The 24,216-nt window shown below is 44.8% G+C and carries 22 protein-coding genes; 12 read left to right on the top strand and 10 right to left on the bottom strand.

All coding sequences use genetic code 11. From position 1 onward, the window contains the following. The first annotated feature begins 239 nt into the window (after nt 1-239). Entirely contained in the window at nt 240-1,736 is a 1,497-nt protein-coding gene (locus H6629_00735; protein MCB9066321.1) for a helix-turn-helix transcriptional regulator, read from the top strand. A 77-nt stretch (nt 1,737-1,813) separates the two neighbouring features. Here the strand turns inward: H6629_00735 and H6629_00730 are convergent, their stop codons facing one another. Then, complete coding sequence (locus H6629_00730; GenBank protein ID MCB9066320.1) at nt 1,814-3,277, bottom strand: sodium:alanine symporter family protein; 1,464 nt, start codon at nt 3,275-3,277, stop codon at nt 1,814-1,816. Nucleotides 3,278-3,646: 369 nt separating this feature from the next. On the opposite strand from H6629_00730, the gene eno reads away from it, so the two are divergent. From eno to H6629_00715, 3 genes are all read left to right on the top strand, one after another. Next, entirely contained in the window at nt 3,647-4,927 is a 1,281-nt protein-coding gene (eno, locus tag H6629_00725) for a phosphopyruvate hydratase (protein ID MCB9066319.1), read from the top strand. Nucleotides 4,928-5,098: 171 nt separating this feature from the next. Next, complete coding sequence (locus tag H6629_00720) at nt 5,099-5,449, top strand: septum formation initiator family protein (protein ID MCB9066318.1); 351 nt, start codon at nt 5,099-5,101, stop codon at nt 5,447-5,449. A gap of 59 nt (nt 5,450-5,508) precedes the next feature. Further along, nucleotides 5,509-7,299, top strand: a complete 1,791-nt coding sequence (locus tag H6629_00715; protein MCB9066317.1) for a TonB-dependent receptor — start codon at nt 5,509-5,511, stop codon at nt 7,297-7,299. Nucleotides 7,300-7,307: 8 nt separating this feature from the next. Here H6629_00715 and H6629_00710 read toward each other — a convergent pair whose 3' ends face one another. Beyond that, complete coding sequence (locus H6629_00710) at nt 7,308-7,859, bottom strand: NUDIX hydrolase (GenBank protein ID MCB9066316.1); 552 nt, start codon at nt 7,857-7,859, stop codon at nt 7,308-7,310. A gap of 33 nt (nt 7,860-7,892) precedes the next feature. Continuing rightward, nucleotides 7,893-8,783: a cation transporter gene (locus H6629_00705; protein ID MCB9066315.1), complete on the bottom strand. Its 891-nt coding sequence runs from the start codon at nt 8,781-8,783 to the stop codon at nt 7,893-7,895. A 441-nt stretch (nt 8,784-9,224) separates the two neighbouring features. On the opposite strand from H6629_00705, the gene H6629_00700 reads away from it, so the two are divergent. The 3 genes from H6629_00700 (at nt 9,225) to H6629_00690 (ending at nt 13,237) form a co-directional block, all read left to right on the top strand. Beyond that, entirely contained in the window at nt 9,225-10,421 is a 1,197-nt protein-coding gene (locus H6629_00700) for a carbohydrate porin (GenBank protein ID MCB9066314.1), read from the top strand. 28 nt (nt 10,422-10,449) lie between these two features. Beyond that, nucleotides 10,450-12,351 (top strand): methyl-accepting chemotaxis protein, encoded by a 1,902-nt coding sequence (locus H6629_00695; protein MCB9066313.1) that lies wholly within the window; start codon nt 10,450-10,452, stop codon nt 12,349-12,351. A gap of 283 nt (nt 12,352-12,634) precedes the next feature. Continuing rightward, complete coding sequence (locus tag H6629_00690) at nt 12,635-13,237, top strand: DUF1566 domain-containing protein (GenBank protein ID MCB9066312.1); 603 nt, start codon at nt 12,635-12,637, stop codon at nt 13,235-13,237. A gap of 33 nt (nt 13,238-13,270) precedes the next feature. On the opposite strand, the gene H6629_00685 is transcribed toward H6629_00690, so the two are convergent. Together H6629_00685 and H6629_00680 are read right to left on the bottom strand one after the other, a co-directional pair. Next, nucleotides 13,271-13,555: a helix-turn-helix transcriptional regulator gene (locus tag H6629_00685; protein MCB9066311.1), complete on the bottom strand. Its 285-nt coding sequence runs from the start codon at nt 13,553-13,555 to the stop codon at nt 13,271-13,273. Between the two features lie 83 nt (nt 13,556-13,638). Continuing rightward, nucleotides 13,639-14,751 (bottom strand): 1-acyl-sn-glycerol-3-phosphate acyltransferase, encoded by a 1,113-nt coding sequence (locus H6629_00680; protein MCB9066310.1) that lies wholly within the window; start codon nt 14,749-14,751, stop codon nt 13,639-13,641. 253 nt (nt 14,752-15,004) lie between these two features. Here H6629_00680 and H6629_00675 point away from each other — a divergent pair, with 253 nt between their 5' ends. Next, complete coding sequence (locus H6629_00675) at nt 15,005-16,174, top strand: ArsA family ATPase (protein MCB9066309.1); 1,170 nt, start codon at nt 15,005-15,007, stop codon at nt 16,172-16,174. Between the two features lie 72 nt (nt 16,175-16,246). Here H6629_00675 and H6629_00670 read toward each other — a convergent pair whose 3' ends face one another. After that, nucleotides 16,247-16,465, bottom strand: coding sequence for a DUF2892 domain-containing protein (locus H6629_00670; GenBank protein ID MCB9066308.1), 219 nt, complete (start codon nt 16,463-16,465; stop codon nt 16,247-16,249). A gap of 229 nt (nt 16,466-16,694) precedes the next feature. Here H6629_00670 and H6629_00665 point away from each other — a divergent pair, with 229 nt between their 5' ends. The 3 genes from H6629_00665 to H6629_00655 all read left to right on the top strand — a co-directional run bounded on the left by H6629_00665 (nt 16,695) and on the right by H6629_00655 (nt 19,725). Further along, a complete protein-coding gene (locus tag H6629_00665; protein MCB9066307.1) occupies nt 16,695-17,453 on the top strand; it encodes a hypothetical protein in 759 nt (252 codons plus the stop codon). Between the two features lie 24 nt (nt 17,454-17,477). Continuing rightward, complete coding sequence (locus H6629_00660) at nt 17,478-18,644, top strand: C40 family peptidase (protein MCB9066306.1); 1,167 nt, start codon at nt 17,478-17,480, stop codon at nt 18,642-18,644. A 64-nt stretch (nt 18,645-18,708) separates the two neighbouring features. Further along, nucleotides 18,709-19,725 carry a dipeptide epimerase gene (locus tag H6629_00655; GenBank protein ID MCB9066305.1) on the top strand — a complete coding sequence of 339 codons (1,017 nt, stop codon included), beginning with the start codon at nt 18,709-18,711 and terminating at the stop codon, nt 19,723-19,725. A 52-nt stretch (nt 19,726-19,777) separates the two neighbouring features. Here the strand turns inward: H6629_00655 and H6629_00650 are convergent, their stop codons facing one another. Beyond that, a complete protein-coding gene (locus tag H6629_00650) occupies nt 19,778-20,566 on the bottom strand; it encodes a DUF3667 domain-containing protein (GenBank protein MCB9066304.1) in 789 nt (262 codons plus the stop codon). Between the two features lie 311 nt (nt 20,567-20,877). Between H6629_00650 and H6629_00645 the strand changes: the two genes are divergently transcribed. Beyond that, nucleotides 20,878-21,705: a T9SS type A sorting domain-containing protein gene (locus H6629_00645; GenBank protein MCB9066303.1), complete on the top strand. Its 828-nt coding sequence runs from the start codon at nt 20,878-20,880 to the stop codon at nt 21,703-21,705. 417 nt (nt 21,706-22,122) lie between these two features. Here H6629_00645 and H6629_00640 read toward each other — a convergent pair whose 3' ends face one another. From H6629_00640 to H6629_00630, 3 genes are all read right to left on the bottom strand, one after another. Beyond that, the gene (locus H6629_00640; protein MCB9066302.1) at nt 22,123-23,001 is read right to left on the bottom strand and encodes an aldo/keto reductase; all 879 of its coding nucleotides are present in this window, start codon (nt 22,999-23,001) and stop codon (nt 22,123-22,125) included. A gap of 93 nt (nt 23,002-23,094) precedes the next feature. Then, nucleotides 23,095-23,466, bottom strand: coding sequence for an RNA-binding protein (locus tag H6629_00635; GenBank protein MCB9066301.1), 372 nt, complete (start codon nt 23,464-23,466; stop codon nt 23,095-23,097). Nucleotides 23,467-23,658: 192 nt separating this feature from the next. Then, nucleotides 23,659-24,087 (bottom strand): peptidylprolyl isomerase, encoded by a 429-nt coding sequence (locus H6629_00630; GenBank protein MCB9066300.1) that lies wholly within the window; start codon nt 24,085-24,087, stop codon nt 23,659-23,661. Nucleotides 24,088-24,216: the final 129 nt, after the last annotated feature.

Here is a 24,216-nt window from a genome sequence, read left to right as displayed (position 1 = left end):
GTGTGTTAAATCGTAATTTTGTCTCGTTGTTTAAAAACAAAAGCTAAAAATTTGCACAATCAAAATCAAGCGAAATTTCGCTGGAAAAAATTTTACGCTGCACAAAAGCGAAATTACGGCTCGATTCTCAGAAAAGTTTCGCTAATAGTGAAATATTATTGTATAAATTGCGCTTTTGAAATATATTTCTACTGCAAGTTCAATAAATACAACACAATTGAAACCGCTGGAAAATCTGTATGAATGTGAATAGCGAAAATTTGCGACTTGTAATGGGGTTTAAACTGAAGCAATTTCGGCTCGAAAATGGATTGTCCCTAAAAGATTTGGCAGCAAAAACCGATTTATCAATTTCCTACCTCAGCGAAATAGAAAAAGGCAAAAAGTATCCGAAGCCCGAAAAAATTTTTCAACTGGCGGAAGCGTTAAAAATTTCATTTGACGAGCTGGTTTCGTTGCAAATGAACAAAGATTTTGACCCGTTGCCGGTGGTGTTTTCTTCTCCGGTGATCAAAGAATTCCCGTTTCGGATGTATGGCGTCTCGCCGCAGGATTTGCTGGCGTTGATCACCGGCGATCCTGAAAAATCTGGTGCGCTGATCCGCACATTTTTGGAAATCGGGCAGGATTACAACATGCGGGTGGAACATTTACTGCTCGCGGCGTTGCGCTCTTATCAACAAATGCACCACAACTACTTTGAAGAAATTGAAAATGCCGCCGATGCTTTTACCGAAAAACATCACTTGCCCGCTTCTCCACCATTGACGAAAGAGATGCTGCAACAGCTCCTGCAAAATGAATATCAGTATGAGATCGACGAAGAAACGCTTTCCGGTTATCCGGAAGTTGATGAAATTCGTTCGATTTTTGTTTGCCACGGAAATCCTAAGTTGTTGTTACAAAAGAAGTTGCTTGATTCACAAAAGGCATTTCAAATGGGACGCGAACTGGGATTCCAATACCTCAAATTGAAAGAGCGTCCGAAATCTGCCGTGCGGATGATTGCCTCGTTTGAACAGTTGCTCAACAATTTTAAGGCATCCTATTTTGCCGGCGCGCTGATGATGAACCGCAGCCAAATGAAAGAAGATATTCGGAAATTTCTCGGATCCCCGCACTGGGACGGTAACAAGATTCTGCAACTCATTGAAAAATATGACGTTACGCCGGAAATGTTTTTGTATCGATTAAGTGCGCTAATGCCGCGATTTTTCAATTTGCGGGAAATTATTTTTGTCCGGTTTCATCACGAAGTTGGCACGGATAATTTTGAAATGACCAAAATTTTCAACCTGTCCAAGTTGTTTATTCCCAATGGGATAGGCGCAAAAGAACACTACTGCCGGCGCTGGATGGGCATCAAATTAATGAAGCAAATGGGAAAATGGCACGGCGAGTTGCCCCAAAAACCGCTGGTTGGTGCCCAACGGCTCAAATTTTCGAATGATGAACGGGAAGTGTTCAGCATAAATTTAGCCTATCCATCGCAATTGGTGGACAACCGGTTGATCAGCGTAACCATATGTTTTGTGATGAACGAGGCGTTCAAACGCACTGTGGCGTTTTGGGATGATCCGTTAATTCCGCATGTGGAAGTCAATGAAACGTGTGAACGATGCGGTTTCAGCGCGGAAAAATGCAGTGAGCGTGCTGTGCCGGGCATCATTTTCAATCGCGAACAACTGGAGTTAAAGCAGGAAGAAATTCTCAGCCAAATTCTGAAAAATTTATAGAAACTGAATAAAAACAGTACATTAAAAAAGCGCTGAAAGTTGAGTTTCAGCGCTTTTTTGTTGAAAATCGGAAGTCATTATTTTGAGAAACGTTCCCGGGTAACCCGAGCAACCAGTCCGGCCATAAACAGTAAGCCAACCAGGTTTGGAATTGCCATTAATGCGTTACCGATGTTCCCGAGATTCCAGATAATATTAATGTAATGCAAACTTTCTCCCGCCAGCGGCGTAACCACTGCGCCAACAAATAGAAATATGATGAAAATATACCGGAACGGCATCACGGTTTTGTTGCCGCCGATAAATTCAATACATTTTTCGCCGAAATACGACCAGCCGAGCAAGGTTGTGTAGCCGAACAAGAATGAAGAAATAGCGATGATGGCTCCGCCAAACCCGAAGGGAATTACCGAATTGAACGCCGTTTGGGTGACCAAAATACTGGTGATGGTGCCCTCAACATCTTTGCCGAGCCAGGCTTGTGTGTTCACGTATGCGCCGGTGAGTACAATGGTTAACGTGGTCATTGTGTTCACCAAAATGGTATCGATAAAAACGCCGGTCATGGCGATCAGCCCGTTGTTGGTTGGCTCGTCCGATGCGGATGCGCTTTGGGCAATTGCCGCAGTGCCCAATCCCGCTTCGTTGGATAGCAATCCGCGACTGACACCGCTTCGAATCACTTCCCCGACAACTGCGCCTTTCAATGCCTCGAAGCCGAAAGCGGATTCAAAAATGAGTACGAAAGCAGCCGGAATCTGGTCAAAATTTGCGAAAATAACCCACAGCGCAAAAACGATGTAAAACACGATCATTCCCGGCACCAGTTTTTCGGAAACTTTACCGATTTTTTTGATCCCGCCGATGATCACCAGCCCGACCAACACGGCAATTGTCAGCCCGATGATGTAATAATAATATGCAGGTGCCTGCGTTGCGGAGGTTGCGCCGGGATTTATCCACTGGTTCAGCGTGTTTGCCAGCGATGCAGTCATGGAATTGGACTGCGCCATATTTCCCGTGCCGATCAAACAGGCAATAACACCGCAAGCGGAAAACGCGATGCCCAAAAATTTGCCGAGCGATTTATTTTTCAAACCATTTTTTACATAATACATAGGTCCGCCGGCCATTGTGCCGTTCGGTGCCAGCTCGCGGTAACGCACGCCCAAAAAGCCCTCGGCATATTTGGTTGCCATTCCGAATAGTCCGGCAATCCACATCCAAACCGGTGCACCGGGTCCACCAATAGCGATTGCCGTTGCGACACCGGCAATATTTCCATTACCGACAGTTGCTGCCAAAGCGGTCATCAGTGCGGCAAATGGCGAAATATCGCCGGTTCCTTCTTCGGAACGCGATTCTTTTGCAAATATGAGCTTCAGCGAGCTGAAAAAATTGGTAAATTGCACGCCACGTGTCATCACTGTCAGGACAACTCCCGTCCCGATCAATAAAATGATCATGGGCGTACCCCAAAGGATGCTATCCAAATCCGTTGTTATCGAAAGAAACCAATCGAAAAATCCGCCCTGGTTCATACAGTCTGATCCTCTCGGTTAAATGTGAAATTTTATTGAAGATAGAATTTATTTCCAGAACCGGAATATATCGAAAATCACTAAACAATCAAAAAAAATTTGGGGTGGCTAAAAATTAGATATCTGGGGCGATGGGTCATGGGCAATTTATCCGGAAATCATGGCTCGAAAAGCCGTTCGTTTTCCCTTCGTTTATTGTGAAATAAAGACTTTTGGGGCAACCGGTCAGCACCCGTTTTTCTGTTTTAAAAGGCAGTATTTGCCATCCAAATTAATGCATCTTAGCTTGCGATAGCAGCGCGGATTCTTTAATTTCCGCAGGTTATTAATTCATAAAATTAATCGCTTTGCGATAAAGGAGATTGCGAAATGACAGACATTATTTCGGTTAGCGCACGTGAGATTTTAGACAGCCGCGGTAACCCCACCGTTGAAGTTGATGTGTATCTCGAAAGTGGCGCATTCGGACGCGCTGCGGTGCCGTCCGGTGCATCCACCGGTGAGCACGAAGCCATGGAATTGCGTGACGGCGAAAAAGACCGCTTTTTGGGCAAAGGTGTTTTGAAAGCAGTGCAAAACGTAAATGACGAAATAGCGCCGGAAATCATGGGTTTGGACGCTACCGACCAGATCGGTATCGACCGGACGCTGCTCGATTTGGACGGTACGCCGAACAAAAGCAAAATGGGCGCAAACGCTATTTTGGGCGTTTCGATGGCGGTTGCCAAAGCCGCAGCAGATGCGTTGGGATTACCGTTGTATCAATATCTTGGCGGCGTAAATGCGAAAACATTACCCGTGCCGATGATGAATATTCTCAACGGCGGATCGCATGCGGATAACAGCGTGGATTTGCAGGAATTTATGGTGATGCCGGTGAATGCGCACTCCTTCCACGAATCGCTGCGGATGGGCACGGAAGTGTTCCACAGCCTCAAAAAAGTGTTGCTGAAAAAAGGATACAGCACTTCGGTTGGCGATGAAGGCGGGTTTGCACCGAACCTCGGTTCCAACGAAGAAGCGTTGCAAGTGATTATGGAAGCGGTAGAAAAAGCCGGATACAAACCGGGCGAAGACATCTTTTTTGCACTGGATGTCGCATCCAGCGAATTGTATGACAAAGCCACCGGATTGTATCATCTGGAATCGGAAGGGCGCAAATTGAACGCCGCAGAAATGGTTGATTTTTACGCGAATCTGGTGAACAAATACCCGATCATTTCCATCGAAGACGGCATGGACGAAAACGATTGGGACGGTTGGAAATTGATCACCGAAAAATTGGGCAAAAAAGTTCAACTGGTTGGTGATGATTTGTTTGTGACCAACGTGCAGCGGTTGAGCCAGGGCATCAAATCCGGCGTTGCCAACTCTGTTTTGGTGAAAGTGAACCAAATCGGCACGCTGACGGAAACCTTCGATTGTATGCAAATGGCGCATCGCGCCGGTTACTCAACGGTTATTTCGCACCGTTCCGGCGAAACAGAAGATGCCACCATCGCAGATATCGCGGTTGCCGTGAACGCCGGTCAAATTAAAACCGGTTCCGCTTCCCGCAGCGACAGGATTGCCAAATACAACCAGCTGTTGCGCATCGAAGAAGAATTGGGCGAGCTGGCGGTTTTCCCCGGCAAATCCATTTTACGCTAAAAAAACGGCAAAGCCCTTGCGGGTTATTGGTCAAATTGCGAAAATAAGAATGTGGTTAACATCAGACAGCCGGACAAATTGTCCGGTTGTCTGGTTGTTGAAGTTCGCAAAATTAAGTTCAGAAACGTAAAAAATACAATAGTTTAGCTTCATTCAATAGTCAAGAAAAAGATGTCACTGAAACCGATCAAAACCAAAACATCGCCGAAACGAAAAACCTACACGGTGACGGTATATTACAAATATCTGCCGTTGTGGATTTTGTTGCTGGCGTTTACATTGGTTATTTTTGCGTTTTTTACCGGCAACAAATCCATTTTCGATTTGTATTCGCTATACCGGGAACGCAACGAATTGGTGGTGCAAAAGCAACAGCTTGAGGCGGAAAACCAACGGCTTCAGCAGGAAATTGAGCGATTGCAAAAAGACATCGACCACATCGAAAAAGTAGCCCGCGAAAAATACAATCTCAAACGCGACGACGAAACCATCTACAAGGTCGTTCCGGAAGAGAAGCCGTGAATGCTTTCCGCATCCGATATAAACTCCTTTTTTTATTGATATTTAGCTGCATTTTTCAAATGCAGGGGCAAACACCGTCGGTTTATCAACTGGATTTCACAAAAGATTACATCAGTTGGGTGTGGTCCGCTAATTTACAAACCATTGTTCCCACCGGCAAACAATCCCGCATTTCTGTGAACAATCAATTGCGCAGCAGTTTATTCCGCCAATCGTCGCAAAAGGATAACTGGCGGGACGAAAACACGCTGGAAGTGTATTGGCAACTGCCGCTTTCCGGGCGATTTTCAACGCGATCGATTATCGAATCGCGCATTTTTTCGGATGACAACTCCGGTCGAAAATTCAACAAACATTTGCTGGCGCAGGAATTGAGCTGGCAGGTGAACCCGAATATCGCGCTGAAACCGGCTGCCGGCATGGCGCTGGAGGAATCTTTTGATACGGCTGATCAGGGTTGGTATGGCAAAATGGGGCTGGAAGTTTTTCGTTTAAATATGGGTGAATATTTAAATTACACCGACGCCAGTAGCGTGATCCGGGCGTTTCCGGGACGGAAAAATCAGGAGCACACTTTTTTTACGGGATGGACGCGCCAGTTTTCCGATCGCGCCAGCGACTCGTTGCGATTGGGTTACCAATATTCGGAAAACCGCTATTTTATCCAATCGCCCGCCGGCAGCGAACCGCCGCAGGAAACGGTGTATATGAACACCCGATTTTTGTTCAATCAGTTGCAGTATAATTTATCTGACCACTCGTTTTTTGCATTTTTGACCAATTTTAAAAATCGTGATATCGACCAGTCCATATCGCCCGTTAGTCCCACGGCGCAAACCCGCCGCCGGGAGGAACTGGCATTGGAAAATCAGTTGCAGCACCTGATGTTTTGGGGCGGCTGGCAACTGCAAAACAGCATTTTTTTCTCGCAGTCGCAAAATGATAATCCCAATGTGGATACGGATATCAACACGCTGCAAACCGCATTTACCACTGCGTTGCGCCACCGCTCAACCCGCGGAAATATGCTGTGGGGCAAATTTTCGTTCACCAAATTGGAATACAACACGCCAACGCCGGACGACAACACCGCCAGCGCGGAACTACGCAACCGGCAGGATCGCGATGAGCAGCGGTTTATCATCGATGCCGGTTACCGGAAACGGTTTAGTGAATATTTTTCCGCAGGATTGCAGGGCAATGTGTATCTGTTTCACCAGATTTATTTGCGATCCGGGCGCAGCCAGAACAACAATTGGAACCGTGTTTACCAGCTTGCTGCAACATTCGATCACAACATCAGTCCGGCTGTGCGGCACAATCAGCAAATCAAAATTTTAGCGAATTATACGGTGTTCGATTTTGAAGAATTGCTGCCAACGGTGCGTAGCTACGTTTTCCGCAAATTGGTGTACAGCGATTCGCTGAGCATTGATCTGACGGAAGATCTGGCGTTCACCAATATTTATCAACTGGAAAAAGAGGACAACGGCTCCTTTTTTAAGGATAATTTTGCCCAGCTAATTAACCGGGAACTGACCGCCCATTTTTTGAACACCGGACTGCGTCACAACGATGTTTTTGGATTGCAGGTAACCGCTGGTGTTACCCTGTTTTTGCGGGATGAGTGGGGATTTACGCCACAGCGTGAACGGCGTAAAGTGAGGAAATTCAAAAGCTTCTCGCCGCGATTGACGGTTGTTTATCCAGCGAGTAAACGGCTGCTGGTTTTCCTGAATTACGCACCGAATAAATCCGAAAATTTTACGCGCTCTGTTACGGATGAGCTGTTTCAGGAAAACATCCAGTATTTCACCAGCGGAAATGTGAATCTGCGATACACGTTTTAATTGACGCATCAGCGCAAATGCGGTTGTGCCAACGCCCAGGCGGCCAACGTCATGCCATCCCAAATTTCACCGGCGCGAATCAGCGCATCCAATTCTGCGGGCAAAAGCCACAGTCGCTCAAATTCTTCCGTTGCATCCGGTTTCGATTCCGTTTGGATCAAATTTGTTGCCAAATATACGTTGCACATTTCTGTGGTAACGCCGTTGTATGGATTGTATTCGCCGATCAATTGCATATTTCCGGCTTGTACACCGGCTTCTTCGGCAAGTTCCGCGTGCGCAGTTTCGAGATGATTGCTATTGGGTTTCACGCTTCCGCAGGGAAATTCGATACAATCGCGGTCGCATAAATAACGATATTGCTTCACCAGCCCAACTTTTCCGTCTTCCGTTACCGGAATAACCATGCTGGAGCCGTTGGTAGTAACAAAATAATATTCGCCGCGCATTTTACCGGGGATCTCAAATCGATCCATTTTATATGTCCAAAACGGATTTTTGTGTAAAATACGGCTGTCCAGCGTTTTCCAGCGTGCGAGTTCGGTGAGTTTCTCTTCCATAAGATTCCTGTCAGTTTATCCGTTTGAATTTTCTCAAGTTTCCCTCATTTGACAATCTTCGTCTTCGAACTCTATTTCTACAGTTATGTGTTCAATATTCATCGGTTTGATGATTTTTTTACTGCGCGATTTGATATCCATAATTTCAGTTTTCGAAGCATTGTTTTCAATTACCAAATGTGTGGACAGCACATGATGTTCGCCGTCCAGCGTCCAAACATGGGTGTGATGAACAGATTTGACCCGTTCAATTTGCAGAAATTGTTTTTCGATTTCATCAATATTAATATCGGGGGGAGAAGCTTGCAGAAATAGATCCAAGGTTTTCCGGAGATTCCCGATGACGTTATAAAGAACATAAAGTGTTATTAATACTGATAATATGGGATCGAGAATATGAATATCCTTGAATAACAGAGTTATCCCCACAATTAAAACGGCGACCCAACTCAACACATCTTCCACCAAATGCCACGCGACCACCTGTGCGTTCATGGAGTGATCATCCTTCATCCGAAACGCCGCAAAGCCGTTCACCAAAACCCCGATTATTGCGAATATAATCATGCCCTGCGCATTCGAATGTTCCGGCGAAATGATGCGCGGCACCGCTTCTGACAATATGAACAGCGACCCGAGAATGAGCACAACCGCGTTTATCAGCGCGCCCAATAACGAAAATCGCCAGTAACCGTAGGAAAATTTTTTGTTACTCTTTTTTTTGGAAAAATTATCCAGATACCACGCCAAACCCAGCGAGAGGCTATCGCCCAAATCGTGAAGCGCATCCGACAAAATGGCTACGCTGTTGGTCAATAACCCACCGACAATCTCCAAAATTGTAAATCCCAAATTGATAAAAAATGCCAGTCGGATGTTGTTTGACTTTGGGTGATTATGTGTATGATGTTGATGACTTGACAATTTGATTTCCCCGCTCAATTGTTTTTTTCAAGCTATCATTGCAATAAAAAATAGCAATTGCAGATTTGCACATCAACTAAATTTCGTTAAATAACCGCGATTATCCGTAATAAAGTTGATACAACCCATTATTTGTTGAACTGGTACAACAATTTTTTGTCAAGTTTTGTTAACCTGATCTCGAAGATTATGTTTATCAAAACGGATTTTAAACATTTTCCAAAAAGGAGTTTGGTAATGAAAATTATATCGAACAGTGCAAAAATTTATCTCTTGTCGATATTTTTATGTCTTTTACTGGCAACAAATAATTCATTTTCTCAACAAAATAATAGCTCACAGAATCAACAAGAACAAAAAGATGCGAAGAAAAAAGAGTCAAATAAACCTATTGCAGAAAAAACGGAGAAAGACAACTCAGAATCTGAAGAATCTATCGAAGTGCCATTGCTGATTCAATCAGACGAGAATGCCGGTTGGACATCAGCAACAAATGGCTGGATTGGTTTGCGCAGTAAACTCGCAGAAAAAGGAATTGAATTGGAAACCGCAATAACCGGTGACATGATTTCCAACGTTTCCGGTGGCATTTCTTCCGGTAACGCGTTTTTGAACAACGTTGATGTTGCGATATCGTTTGACGGCGAAACGCTGATGGGATGGCAAGGTGCAACATTATTAACCTATATTTTGGGAAATTATGGTGGCAGCCCCGGCGATTATGTCGGCGATTTTCAAGGGGTAAGTAATATTGATGCGTTCAATACATGGAAAGTTTACGAACTATGGCTGGAGCAAAATTTTGCGCAAGATTCCTGGTCTTTTAAAGCAGGCTTAATTGATTTAAATTCAGAGTTTTACGTAACCGAAACAGCAGGATTTTTTATCAACAGTTCCTTTGGGATTGGTGCGGAGTTTGCCCAAACCGGGCAAAATGGTCCATCCATTTTCCCGGCAACGTCGTTGGCATTACGGGTGCGATATTCGCCAATGGAATCGGTTTATGGTCAGTTTGCGGCGTTCGATGCGGTTTCCGGCAATCCGGATAATCCGCGCGGTACCCAAATTCATCGCTTCAACAGCACCGACGGGCTGTTGCTCACCGGTGAGATCGGCAGTATTAATAGTGGTGAAGCTTTTGGTGAATCGTATCAAAAAATAGCTATCGGTGGTTGGCGTTATACGGCAGATTTTGCTTCAATCGACGAAACATCGTCCAGCAATAACAATATGGGTGTTTACCTGCTTGGTGAGCGGCAATTGTTCCGGGAATATTCTGATCCGGCACAGGGCTTGTCCTGCTTTGCAAATGTGGGATTTGCAAACAGCACATACAATCAAATCGGTTTGTTTTACAGCGCCGGCGCTGTTTACAGCGGTGTTTTTCCGGGGCGTGATGCGGATGCTGTGGGCATTGCCGTTGCTACGGTGCGGAGCGGTACGCCGTTCCGGCAATGGATGATTCAAACCGGTCAACCGGTTGAAAATGCGGAAACCGCAATCGAACTCAGCTATCGCGCTCAACTGTTTCCGTGGTTTGCATTTCAGCCGGATTTGCAATATATCGTTAATCCTGGAATGGATTCACAACTTCAAAACTCAATCGCTGTAGGGGCGAGATTTGAAATTAGCCTATAAGTAAGATTTATTATCGGAGGGATAAAAGATGTTACAAAACGCAAGCATTCGACAAAAGCTGTATATCGGATTTGGTGCGCTTATTTTATTGCTGATCGGAAGCGGAATTATGGGAATTACCGAGTTACGATCGTTATTCAATAGCGCCAACATGCTTGTTGATGAAGACCTGCCATTATTGTCCACGGTGAAAGAAATAAAATACCTCACCACAAAAGGCCATTTATGGTTTGAGGAAATTCTCTCCGGTGATGAAGGTGAATCTGTTCAAAAAGTGTTCGGTTATTGGAAACAATCTGCGGATTATTGCGACAAAATGATTAAGGGCGGAACAATCGAAGGCTTGATAATTCATCCTGTTGCGGATGCCCAAATGATTCAGGATTTGCAACAACTAAAAATTACACTTAACGACCTACTGAAGGTCGGTGAAAAGCGATACAATTCCAATAAAGAAGGGATAAACGTGGTGGGCAGCGATTCGGATGTGCTTTTTGATGCTGCCTACGAAAAGGTGATGAGTCAATCTCAGGTTGTCGAAAAATCCATTCTGAAAGAGGTTGCTCTAAACCATGAAGGGATGGAAGTATCCTATAATTTTGGGAATCTATCCATTATTGCGCTTTCGTTGCTGGGTATCGTTTTTACAATTGTATTTGTGGTGCAGTTGAGTAACCATATTATTACACCCGTCAAAGATTTGGCAACGGCAGCAGAACAGCTCGCCAAAGGCGAAAATGGTGTGCGGGTTCGTATCGAAAACAACGACGAAATCGGACTTCTCGGAACAAGCTTCAATAATATGGCAGATAATCTCAATAAATTAATGAGTGATTTGAAAACCGAAAAATCCAGTGTTGAGCAAAAAGTTCAGCAGGCGGTATCGGAAGCGGAATCACAACGGGAATATTTATCGCACAACGTTAACACGCTATTAGCGGGAATGGAGCGATTTGCAAAAGGCGATCTGTCTGTTCACCTGAATACAGATGACCAAAATGAAATTGGCCGGTTGTTCGACGGTTTCAATCGTTCGGTCGAAAAAATTGAAGAAATGATTTTGGAGGTGCAGCAGGCGGTCGAAAAAACAGCCGAAACGTCGGCACAAATTAGCGATTCATCCGAAGAATTATCCATTGGCATCAAATCTCAGGCGATGCAATCTGCGGATGCCGCAGCGGCTGTTGAAGAAATGACCCGAACCATTGTTCACACCGCCCAAAACACCACTTTTGCTGCTGGGCAAGCTACCGAAAGTGGTAAAACCGCCCGCGAAGGCGGCGAAATTGTTCGCCAAACGGTTGAAAAAATTAACCAGATTGCCGAAACCGTTATCAACTCCACCGCAACGGTGGAAAAGCTTGGCGATGCCAGCGCACAAATCGGTGAGATAATTATGGTGATTGACGATATTGCCGATCAAACCAATTTGCTCGCGTTAAATGCGGCAATCGAAGCTGCACGCGCCGGTGATCAAGGTAGGGGATTTGCCGTTGTCGCCGATGAAGTGCGGCGATTGGCGGAGCGAACCACGGAAGCAACCAAAAAAATTGCCCAAATGATCCGCAATATTCAAATTGAAACCGAAAATGCAGTGAATGCCATGAAAAAAGGCAGCTCCGAAGTAACCGCAGGCATCGAACTGGCGGATAAAGCCGGTAATGCATTGGGAAAAATTGTCAGTAGTGCAGATAAAGTGGTGGAAATGGTACAACAAATTGCTGCCGCAAACGAACAGCAATCCACCACCAGCGAGGATATTTCGGTCAAAATTGAAACAATTTCTAAAGTTTCATCTGAATCAGAAACCGGGGTTGCCCAAATATCGGAAGCTGTGGTCGGAATGCGTCAGATGACATTGGACCTCAAAGTATTGATGAAGCAATTCCAACTCAGGAAATCTGCTGCGTTCACATTTGCTGATAATTAGTTGCTATGAATTAATTTTAGTGTTTGGCAAAACCGTTATAACCGGTTTTGCCAAATACAAAAACCGGCTGATTCTGATAAGCCTGCCATCCAGTTTTTTTTGCCATCCGAAAGCAATTCCATAAAAAAATTATAACGATATTTTGCATAAATGCATCAAATATTGTAATTTACAAACGCATCGGAGTTTTAACGACATATTCGTAATCATTTTCTGTATATGAAATAGTTGGCTTAATCACCCGGTTTTAATCATCCTTTTACGCTTTCGCTGAGGTGAATTTATGGAAAACAAAGTAACTCGTGCAGTTGCAATTGTACAACCGCCCAATAGTGTGGTTAACACCCATCACGTGCTTTATCGTTTCCGAAACAAACCCGTTCACAATCTGGATGATCAACAGGCATCCGAACTTCTCACAAAATATCATTTTTATTGCACCGACCAATATCATTTTCCATGGGCAAATCCCTCCGGCGAAAGTATTTTGCATGATTTTCAATTGCAGCACAACGGGGCGGTGGTTTCAGACTTGAACACCGGTTTGATGTGGCAACGGGGCGGCTCCGGAATTGATATGGATTATAACCGGGCAAAACGGTATCTGCGCCGCTTAAATCACGGAAATTTTTTTGGATTTGGCAGATTGTTGAACTTCACCGACTGGCGGTTGCCAACGTTGGAAGAAGCATTATCTTTGATGAGTTCTGATTTGAGTGAAAGTGGCTATATTGATCCGATATTTGATAAAAGCCAGGATTACATTTTTACGGCAGATGAAGATATATCGAATGGTCGTGTGTGGATTGTAAGCTATCGAGGCGGTTTTTGCTATCCGAAAAGCCCGCGATATTTTGTTAAAGTGCGGGCTGTTCGCAATATTTAATATCAATCCAGTAAATATAAAATAAACATTAACTTAAGTTGTGCACTTGTCGATGCACTCGATGATCTGGCTCAACCGGTCGTGTTTCAAATAGTAAAAACGGTTTTTGCCATCTTTCTCGCTGTTTAGCACACCTCTGTCCCGCAAAATTCGTAAATGGTGAGATGCAACAGCCTGTTCGATGCTGAGCGACTCAAAAATTTCCGTAACAGTCAGGCGATTGCTATTTTCCAGCAAATTAATAATAGCGATGCGCGTGGGGTGCGCAATTGCTTTCAGCATTTCTGCTGCGGCATCCAGTTTGTCTGTTGTAAGCATATTTTTTACATTCCAAAATTATGACTAATATAAACATCTATATGTTAAGAATATATCGTAAGAATTTCCGGGAAACAATAGATTTATTTTCGAGATAATTGTTTTCGCTCCCGGTAACCGCGGATAAGAATAGGAATCCAGCCTAGCAATGGAATGTAGAACGCAAAAGTGATTGGGTTTTTTAAATGAGCTTTTAAACCCTTGTATAAATTGATTTTAAGCGGCTGAACCCGCCCTTTGCGGGCGAGCCTGTCGAATTCTGCGAATAATGACGGCCACAGTAATGGCATAAAATATGGGAGATCCCGCAAGTTTTTTCGCCAAAGTTTGAACAATTCCCGAAAGCGATAGGGTTGTTTCCCATATTTTTTTACAGCTTCGTTTAATTCCGTCTGCATTTGTTCCTTTATTCGATCCGCGATCTCCTGAAATTCATCGTCTGTAATTTCTTCATATGGTTTGTCTATCATTTCATATGGTTTTATGCGTTTGCCCATCACAAATGTTAATTTGCAGGGAAAACCGAAATAAAACAGCCACGGCTGCAATGGCACAAACAGGGTCATCAAACCAACCGGAATAAACGGGATGCCAACTTTTTGGGAAAGCATGTTCACGAAATCCGATTTCACATTTAACGGATTGATAAACTCGCCATTAACGGTGGAGTAGGGAATGAGATCGGTTCGGTATTTGATGGCATGCCGCACAAATGAGGTTGCAAATCGCTGCAATTGATAGCGTTTGTTGAACCCTTTGCCGATCCCCGGAACTCCTTCGGGAAAAACCAGCAGATTGGATTCCTGATATTGCATCATCGTACTGAAGTTGAGGAATGACGCATCCACGCCGCCACCGCGTTTCCAGAAATTTTCGACCAAAAACGGATTCATCAATGTGGACATTGAGAGCATTGGCGCTGTTAACGCCCGAACAGATTTTTTAAAATCGTAGCCATTGCGAAGCGCCAGCATGGATACAAACACGATGGCATCCCACGGAAACGCCATGCCGGAGTGATTGCTGCAAAATATCAGCGGGCGTTCCGGATCGTTGCGTTCGGGGGGCGGATCGAAACCGATGAATTCCGAACGAAAATAGAGTCTGTCGATGTGCTGCATCAGGTGTTCGACCAAATCTATTGCAAAATCCGGGTCAAAATGTTCGTCGAAAATGCCTTTGTTGGCTTCGATCATTTCCGGGGTGATCGGCTTGCGCTGTTGCATGGAGCTCCTGTTGTATTGTGGTGTCAATGTTCTTTCCGAAAGACCATCCCAATCTAATTTTAAGTTATCGAAAATAATGCACTTTTGCCAGCGCAAATATCGCCGCAGATCCGGTTGGGTTTGTTTGATCGCGCCAAATTCGGTATATTTTTGTGATTGCGAATCAGGAAATTCCGTAATTTTGTGAAACCGAATACGACTTAATAATCGAACAGATCAACTTATGAGCAAACGAATTATTTTATTAACCGGCAAAGGCGGTGTCGGTAAAACCACTTGCGCAGCCGCAACCGCGCTGAAAACGGCGGCAAAAGGGTATAAAACGCTGGTCATTTCTTCCGATCCGGCGCACAGCCTGGCCGATGCGCTGGATCATCCGCTGGGGCCGGAGCCGGTGCAAATTTCCGAAAACCTGTTTGCCCAGGAAATCGACATGTATTATTCGATGAAAAAATACTGGGGAAACATGCGCGAGCTGATGCTGATGGTGTTCAAATGGCAGGGCATCGACGAAATTGCGGCGGAGGAACTGGCGGCGATTCCCGGAATGGGTGAAGCCTCTGCGCTGCTGTGGGTCGAGCAATTTTACAATTCTGATGAATTTGATGTGATCATCATCGATAGCGCGCCAACCGGCGAAACGCTGACATTCCTCACGCTGCCGCAAGCCACCGAGTGGTGGCTCACCAAAGCGTTTCCGTTTCAAAAACTGGCGTTCCAAACAGTGGGATTGGCAGTTCGCAAAACCACCGGAATACCGCTGGATAAGGGATATGAGGAGTTAAAAACGTTGTTCGAAAAATTACAAAATGTTCACGATGTGCTCTGCAATCCGGAAATTACGGCGATCCGGTTGGTGCTCAATCCGGAAAAAATGGTGATTCAGGAAGCGCGGCGGGCATACACCTATTTGCAACTGTATGGCTACAATGTGGATGCCGTGATTGTCAATCGCGTGCTGCCGGATTCCGCAAAAAAAGATCCGGGTTGGCAACACTACCTCGATGCGCAGTCCAAATATCTCACCGAAATCAACAACAGTTTTGCGCCGCTGCCGGTGCTTTCCGTTCCGCATCAGCAACGGGAGGTGTTTGGGCTGGAATTATTGGAAGAAATTGCGAAAGCGTTGTATGGGGAAAATGATCCGGCAGAAATTCTTCACAAAGAGTCAACCTACCGTATCACGTCAAATAATGACAAATATATTCTCAAAATTCACCTGCCATTTGTGAAAACAGATGATTACAAAATTGAGCAATTTGGCGATCAGTTGGTCATTCAGGTGCAGAACCAACGGCACCATTTTGCATTACCCAATTTTTTGAGTTATTACAAAATGTCTGCGGATAATCTGGTTGGCGACTGGTTGGAAATTACGTTTTTTCACGAATAAATCAAACCCAAAACGGCAGGCCAAAACTGCAACCTGCCGTTAAGAGATGGGTTTATTTGGGAAATTCTGTTGTTAGCAGGTGCATTTAACGCCAAATTTTTTCAGAATCGTGTCCATCGGGCACCATTTGGTAATTCCGGATTGAAACAAATTCGCACCTACAAAAAGGGTAAACCACAGCCAGTTCGGCGATGCAAATATGCTCTCACCTGTGTTCTGCGCGTTGAACATAACTACCGATAGCATGATAAAACCACCTGCAATGATCCGAATAAATCTTTCGACCGTCATACAAATACCTCACTCTTACATGTTTATATTAAGATGTATATATGTGTTGGTGCGTTACAATATTTTTAGATTTATTTTATTTTTTGTTTCAAAGGCATCGAGTGCAAAATTCGTATATAAATCAGGGGAATAAGAGTGGAATTTGTATCTGTAATGCGTACATTTTTAACTGTGATGCTTTAAATCGAATGTATTTAAACTTCTCGAATACCATTTTTTGGAAAAGAACATGAAATATTTCATTTATGGATTGATAACAACTGTGCTGTTTTGCGCAGAATCAGTGGCGCAAAAGGGGGAAAACTGGCATTTGCCGGATGATTCCGGACAGCTAGTTGTGGTTATTGCCGATAGCCCGGAGCAATTTTCTGGGAAATTGTGGCGATTCGAAAAAGCGGGTGCGGAATGGAAATCCGTTGCTGCGCCGATCGATATTGTTATCGGAAAAAAAGGATTGGGATGGGGAAAGGGTTTACATCCCGCGCAATCCGGTGAGATGTCGCAAAAACGTGAAGGCGATGGCAAAAGTCCCGCCGGTGTTTTTGCACTGAGCAGCGTTTTCGGTTTTGCCGAACTCGATTCGATTATGCCGATCAATATGCCATACGTTCATGTTACCGAGCTGCTGGAATGTGTGGACGACGCAGCATCGCAATATTACAATACCCTTGTCGATAACGACACGGTTTCCGCGCACGACTGGCATTCCTCCGAAAAAATGATGCGGGTAGGCGAGCCTTATCATCTGGGCGTTTTTGTGGATCACAATGTAAATCCCATTCAACCCGGTGCTGGTTCGTGCATTTTTTTGCACATTTGGGGCGGCGCAGACGATCCAACGATTGGTTGCACGGCAATGCCTGCGGAACAAATGGACGCGGTTGTCAGCTGGTTAAAAAAATCGGAAAAACCGCTGCTGGTGCAGTTGCCGAAACAACTTTATTCGAAATATCAGGGGCAATGGCATCTGCCGAAAATCGCTCAATAAATATTTGTAAATTCAGGAGAAATAATGATTTATAAGTCCAAAATGCTGAAATTCAAATCGCACGCTTTTCGCAATTTGTTGATGTTGCTGGGTGCTGTTTTTCTGTTTCAATGTTCCACAGACACCAAAATTCAGGAACAATTTTCGCAACGTGTTAAACAAATCGGCAGTCAGAAAATCGCGGATCGCGCTTTGGATGTTTTTGAGGCCGGATTGAAAAAAGAGGGCAGTAAATGGCAACTAACCGGCGAGACCACTGTGCCCGGCGCTTACGAAGCGGTGGTTGCTTTGGCGGATTCGCTGCTCGGCAACAATAAATATGACAATCAATTGATGCAATTACCGGACGCTGCACTCGGTGATAGCGCATTTGCGATCGTGAAAGTGAGCGTAACACAACTCCGCGATGAACCGCGACATGCGGCACAAATTATTGATCAGACAATCATGGGTAGAAACCTGAATTTGTTGCGATATGAGCGCGGATGGTATTTAGTGCAAACCGATTACGATTACGTCGGATGGGTCGATTTTACAGCGCTCCATCGCACCGACGCAGCCGGCGTTCGCAGTTGGAACGATGCCGCAGATTTGATAGTAAGTGGTTTATATCCAATGGTTTATAGCAAGCCAGATGACACCAGCGAACCAGTAGCAGACGTTGTGTTGAATGCACGGCTTCGCCCGGTCGGGCGCAGCGGAAAATGGCTGAAAGTTGCCACGCCGGATGGCCGGGAAGGTTACATTTTAGCAGAAAATGTGAAAAATATTGCCGAAATTCCAACAGGTTTGCCATCGGAAAAATTGCGCCCGCAATTAATTTCAACTGCCCGACGGATGATGGGCGTGCCATATTTGTGGGGTGGAAATTCCAGCAAAGGCAACGATTGCTCCGGTTTTACCCAAACCGTATTCAAAACCAACGGCATGCAACTCCCCCGCGATTCGCGGCAGCAGGCGTTGGAAGGTATTGAAATTAAACCGGACGAAAATTGGAGCAATGTGCTGCCTGGCGATCTGCTCTTTTTTGGCAACGGAAAACGGGTGACGCATGTGGGCATCAGCCTCGGCGGGAAAGAATTTATTCATCAGGGCGGCAGAGTGGCTGTTAATTCGCTGGATCCGGCATCGCCGGTTTTTAGCCCGTATCGCTCGAAATCGATTATGTTTATCCGGCGAGTGGTCGAATAATTTTCGCCGAAATTTTATCGAGAAATTGAGACCGGTTCAAAAAAATAAACAGGATTTTTCAACAATGAATATCAAAACAGGCATTATGGATTTGCAACTGAAAGAACGGTGGCAAATTTCCCGTGGCGGACTGGACACCAAACAATGTGTGTTGGTAACGCTGGAAAAAGACGGTATTACAGGGTATGGCGAAGCCTCGCCAAATACGCGTTATGGCGAAAGTGTAGAGCTGACCCTCGAACGGATTCACTCAGTTGCGGATATTTACCGGACGCACCTCCCGTTTCACTACCGGGAAATCAAAGCGGAACTGGACGAAGCGATCACTGATCAAAGTTGTGCCAAAGCCGCGCTGGATATGGCGTTGCTGGACTGGTTCGGCAAAAAATGGGATTTGCCGGTGTATCGCATTTGGGGATTGAATCCGGTGGCTGCGCCGTTGAGCACGTTTACCATCGGCATCGCATCGCCGGAGGAGATCCGTCGAAAAGTTCGCGAAGCAGCGGATTTTCCATTGCTCAAAATAAAAGTGGGCGTTGATAACGACGACGAAATTATCGGCGCCGTTCGTGCTGAAACCGACAAACCCTTGCGGGTTGATGCCAACGAAGGCTGGACCGACCGCCAGCTTGCGTTGGAAAAAATCCAGTGGCTGGCGACCCAAAATGTGGAATTTGTGGAACAGCCAATGCCCGCCGGATCGTATGATGATGTTGCGTGGTTGCGCGAACGCAGTCCGCTGCCGTTGGTTGCGGATGAGGATGTGAAAACCGCCAAAGATATTCCCCGGTTGAAAGGCGTTTACGATGGCATTAATATCAAACTCATGAAATCCGGTGGTTTACTGGAAGGATTGCAAATGGTTCACGTTGCCCGCGCGATGGGGTTGAAAATTATGCTCGGCTGCATGATCGAATCTGCGCTCGCGATTTCGGCTGCGGCGCAACTCGCTCCGCTGGTGGATTGGGCAGATCTGGACAGCAATCTGCTGCTCTCTCACGACCCGTTTAACGGCATTCGCGCCAACGAGGGGAAGCTACGGCTGACTAACCAACCTGGGCTGGGCAGCAACCCGCGATAACCTCAACAAATCATTTCGTAACTTTCGAAGGCGGTTCAAATACCGCCTTTTTTTATTCAAAAAACATGATGACTGCAAAGGCAACGATGATCATCGTGACCGATAAAATTACCCAATAACTCACTGTAAGCGCAAAAAGTTTGAGTAGCGTCCGCTTTTTGGATTGTTGATAAACCCGCCGCATCGCAACAAATAAATAAATAGGCACCGACACACACAAAAGTGTAACCGCCTGCTGACCGGTCAGCCAATAAAACAGAAGCGTCATCAGAAAAATGATGAACGCAAATGAATGAAAATGAAAAGCGAAAACCAGGTGATTTACATAAAATTGATTCCGGCGTAAATAAAGCAATTTCAATAGAAAGGCAAAAAATGGCACCATCAGGAACATCATCTGCGGCAGTCGGTGAACGATGGCAGTGTTTATCATCGATGAATGTTGTGTTGCCTTTTTCAAATTGCTGAAAAATTGCTCTTTAATTGTTTTCGCGGATGAATCGGGTTTAGCTGCAACGCTGTCTTGGGGTGTTGATGTTGAATCGAGATTAATAATGATGGAACTGGAATTACCGGATGATGTGACTGAATCTTTTTGCGATGAATTTGAGACTTTGAAAATTTGAATATCGGTTAGTGTCAAAACAAAAAAGAACACCAGACTGATAAATAAATACAATTTTAACGGCGGCACAAAGCGGACACGCTGTCCGGCTATGAAACGTTCGGTTAATTCGCCTGGTTTGGATATGAGCAATGTGAAGGTTCGCAAAATCCGCGAATCGACGGTGAACACACTGTCCAAAAAATCCGACAGTAAATGTTGGAGGGGGATATCCAAATCTTGTTGTTTTTGACCGCAGTTTGCGCAAAAATTGCCGGTAATTTTTTCTTCGCAATTTGGGCAACGATCCGGTTTTTTCTTTTTTGGGACATCGGTATCTTCACTGTTGCATGGTTGCTAAGTGTAAGCTTTTTCTATGTCTTTCCCAAATTTTTTCTCAAACACACCAACTTTTCAGCGCAGTAATCGGTTGATCCTCCCCGCCATTTGCAAGGATAAATCCGGTTGCATCTCAAAAATGTTCGTGTTAATTTGAAGCACAAACACCATGGCACAATCCAAAATTTGGTAAAGCGAAGGATAATATTATGTTCGCCACCTGTTTTCGCAAAGCAACCTCCTTTGTTTTCGGGACGGTAATATTGGCCGTTTTCCCGGCTCTTTCACAAATTCAGGTTTCTCAGTTGGTTGTCGGAAAAGAATCCTGCGATACACTTTTTGCATATACTATTGCGTCAGATCTGGTGTGTGTGAATAACACACTCAGTTTTCTGGTCGATTCAACTTTTCTAAAAAAAGTTAGCGGGATGTCTTTTGTAATCGAAATTGATCACACCGAAGGTGTTGTTTTAACCAATCAATCCAGCGATACGGTTCATGCGGGTGATGTTTTTGTGGTGCCGATTTCCGATTACGACAATCGGCAATTTCTGGATTTGATTGCCACCGGAACCAACAGCCGGTTTGATTTTAGTTATCTGTATAAAGGCACGCCACAAGTTGTCGGAGAGCCGTATAACTGTTTAATTGATGTTGGTATGACGGTGTTATTATGTGATAATCATGTTGATACCGGGGGATATGTTGATACGACACAATGTGTCGTGCAACCGGCAACCGGGATTCGCGGAGAACCGGAAGTGGGGCCGCAAAATGTGATATTGCAACAAAATTATCCCAACCCATTTAACCCTGCAACGCAGATCGAATTTTCAATCGAAACGGCTGAAACTGTTTCATTGCGTATCTTTGATTTGTCCGGGCGGGAAGTTGCCACATTATTGAATAGCAATCTGCCTGCCGGAGAACATTCGGTTTCGTTTGATGCAACCAATTTCACCAGCGGTGTTTATTTTTATGTTTTGCGCACCGGATCGGGCATATTTCGAACGGGAAAAATGCAGTTGGTCAAATGATATTTTGGCTCATCCTGTCGAACACATCAGGTTTTATCTAAATTCGCAGCGGAGCACAAACAAAGCTCATATCCGGTGCGATTGCTGGCATACCATGCGCCAATGGCAATTGGGATAATGTAAAAAATGGAAAATGATATTTCGAATCCGGTGAGATAATTTATTGTACCCAATAAAATCACGATAATTAGAGATAATTTTGTAATTTGGTTTATGGTTTTCTGTTCAAAAAAATGTATCGATGAATGACAGCATATCTCAAACCTCCCTATTTTTCCTAATGCAAATGGCAAATTGTCGCAATAGCATTGAATTTTAAAAGAAATTTACATGTATAATCCGGAAAAACAAAAAGGCGTGTTGTCGGCAAGTTACGCATGATTAATGAAATTAAAACTTTCAGAAAAATGATAAATTTTAAATTTGTCCGATCCACTGCTGATCGTGTTGGCGAAATGCATTTCGGCACGAGAAAACAATTTCCTCCGGTAACTTGCCTTTTTCTACAATCGCGATATTTTCTTTTAAATGATCGATATTCATTGTGCCAACAATACAACTGTCATTTCCGAACGTAAACGCGGAAAAACGCAATGCCAATTCCTGCCAACCGATATCAAATTGGAGCCCCATTTTTTTCCATCGAAGCCAATATGCTTCGCAATAATGTCCGTTTGGCTGTTGGGTAAACCGCCACGGCGCATTTGCAACGGGTCTTTTTGCGATAAAACCCATTCCCTGATTTTTGGCTGCCGGCAACGGATGATCGATAACGCGTTGGTCGCAAATATTCAACGAAGCCATAACACTTTGAAAGCGTTGGGTTTGGACCGCGTATTTTAGTGCATCATTTTCGCCCGAATATGCGAGGATGCGTACTTTGCCATCCGAGCGTACTTTTTCCAGCGCATCAATCACTTCGCCTTTTTGCAGAATTTCAATCGGGCAGGAGTGGAGGTGAACAATATCGATATAATCGGTTTGCAACCGCTGTAATGCAGCTTCGATTCCCTTAATAATGCAATCGTAAGTCCAGTCAGGAATTCCATCGATGCCGTAACCAACTTTGGTCGATAAAACAAATTCGTTGCGTCGTTGGGAGATGTATTTGCCGATGCGTTCTTCGGAAATACCGTATCCGCGCGCGGTATCGATGAGATTGATGCCCGCGTCCAAAACCGTGTTGAGCATTGTTTCGGCAACCTTTTCCGGGATTTGATGATCACCGATAGTCCCCGCGCCATAGCCAATGGCAGATACGTTAAATCCTGTTGTGCCAAAATTTCGAAATATCATATTTGCGTTTCGATGGAAAATTATTGAGATAACAAAAAAAGCCCCGGTTTTTCAACAGGGGCTTTACATTTAAGTCAGGTTTTTTGTCATTTTTTAGAACCGACGGTTGCCGCCGCGACCACCACCGTCTCTGTCACGGTCTCTACCGCCGCCGCTGCCGCCGCGTCCACCGCGGAATCCGCCACCGCCGCTACGTCCACCACCGCCACCACGGCTGTTTTCAGTGCGGGGGCGCGCTTCGTTAACAACCAGTTTGCGGCCTTTGAATTCTTTGCCGTCCATCTCGCGAATTGCCGTTTCCCCTTCGAGAGAAACTTGCATTTCAACGAAACCAAACCCACGCGATTCGCCTGTCATCCGGTCTTTGATGATCTTTACAGATTCAACAGCACCGAAAGCTTCAAATGTGTCACGAAGTTCATCTTCAGACACATTAAACGCCAGGTTACCTACGTAAATATTCATAAAAAAACTCCTTGAAAATGAGAGTATGAGTGAATAATTCTGCTTATCCCTAGAACCTTGTGGAACGACATCGCCAGGATAAGAGAGTAAAGAACCTTATACATACGCAGTAACTCTACTTCCTGAGGCAATACGACAAGTCGGAGATCAGCAAATACATTTAGAGAGATGTTCAAAATTAAAATTGCTGTATCAGAGAATCTCCACCAATTCAAGATCAAAAACCAGATCTTCCCCGGCGAGGGGATGGTTGGCATCTATGGTTATTTTGTCAGCTTCTACTTGGGAAACAATCACGTTAATAACATTTCCATTTTCCTGAACAGCTTCCAGGCGTTGCCCGATAGCTGGCTCCATGTCTTCCGGTAAATCTGAGCGATCGACGATTTGAACCAATTCGTCGTAACGTGGCCCATAGGCTTCGTCGGAGGGAATGTTGATGGTTTTGGTTTGACCAATTGACATGCCATTAACAGCATTGTCAAATCCGGCAATTAAACGTCCGTCACCGATTGTAAATTCCATTGGTTCGCTGTTTACTGATGAGTCGAAAATTGATCCGTCAATTAATTTACCGGTATAATGAACGCGGACGGTATCTCCGGTTTTTGCTGTAGCCATTTACAATGTCCTTGATTAAATATTCATTTGAGATGTTTTGGTGTCACAGCTCATCGGTTCGGGAAGCGAACGAAAAAGAAATAAATGGTCGGATGCTTTTTCGAAACTTCGGTAAGAAACGATACGGGT

This window comes from Calditrichia bacterium (genome assembly GCA_020634975.1).
Classification (GTDB): domain Bacteria; phylum Calditrichota; class Calditrichia; order RBG-13-44-9; family J075; genus JACKAQ01.
This window is presented reverse-complemented; position numbering and strand designations above follow the sequence as displayed.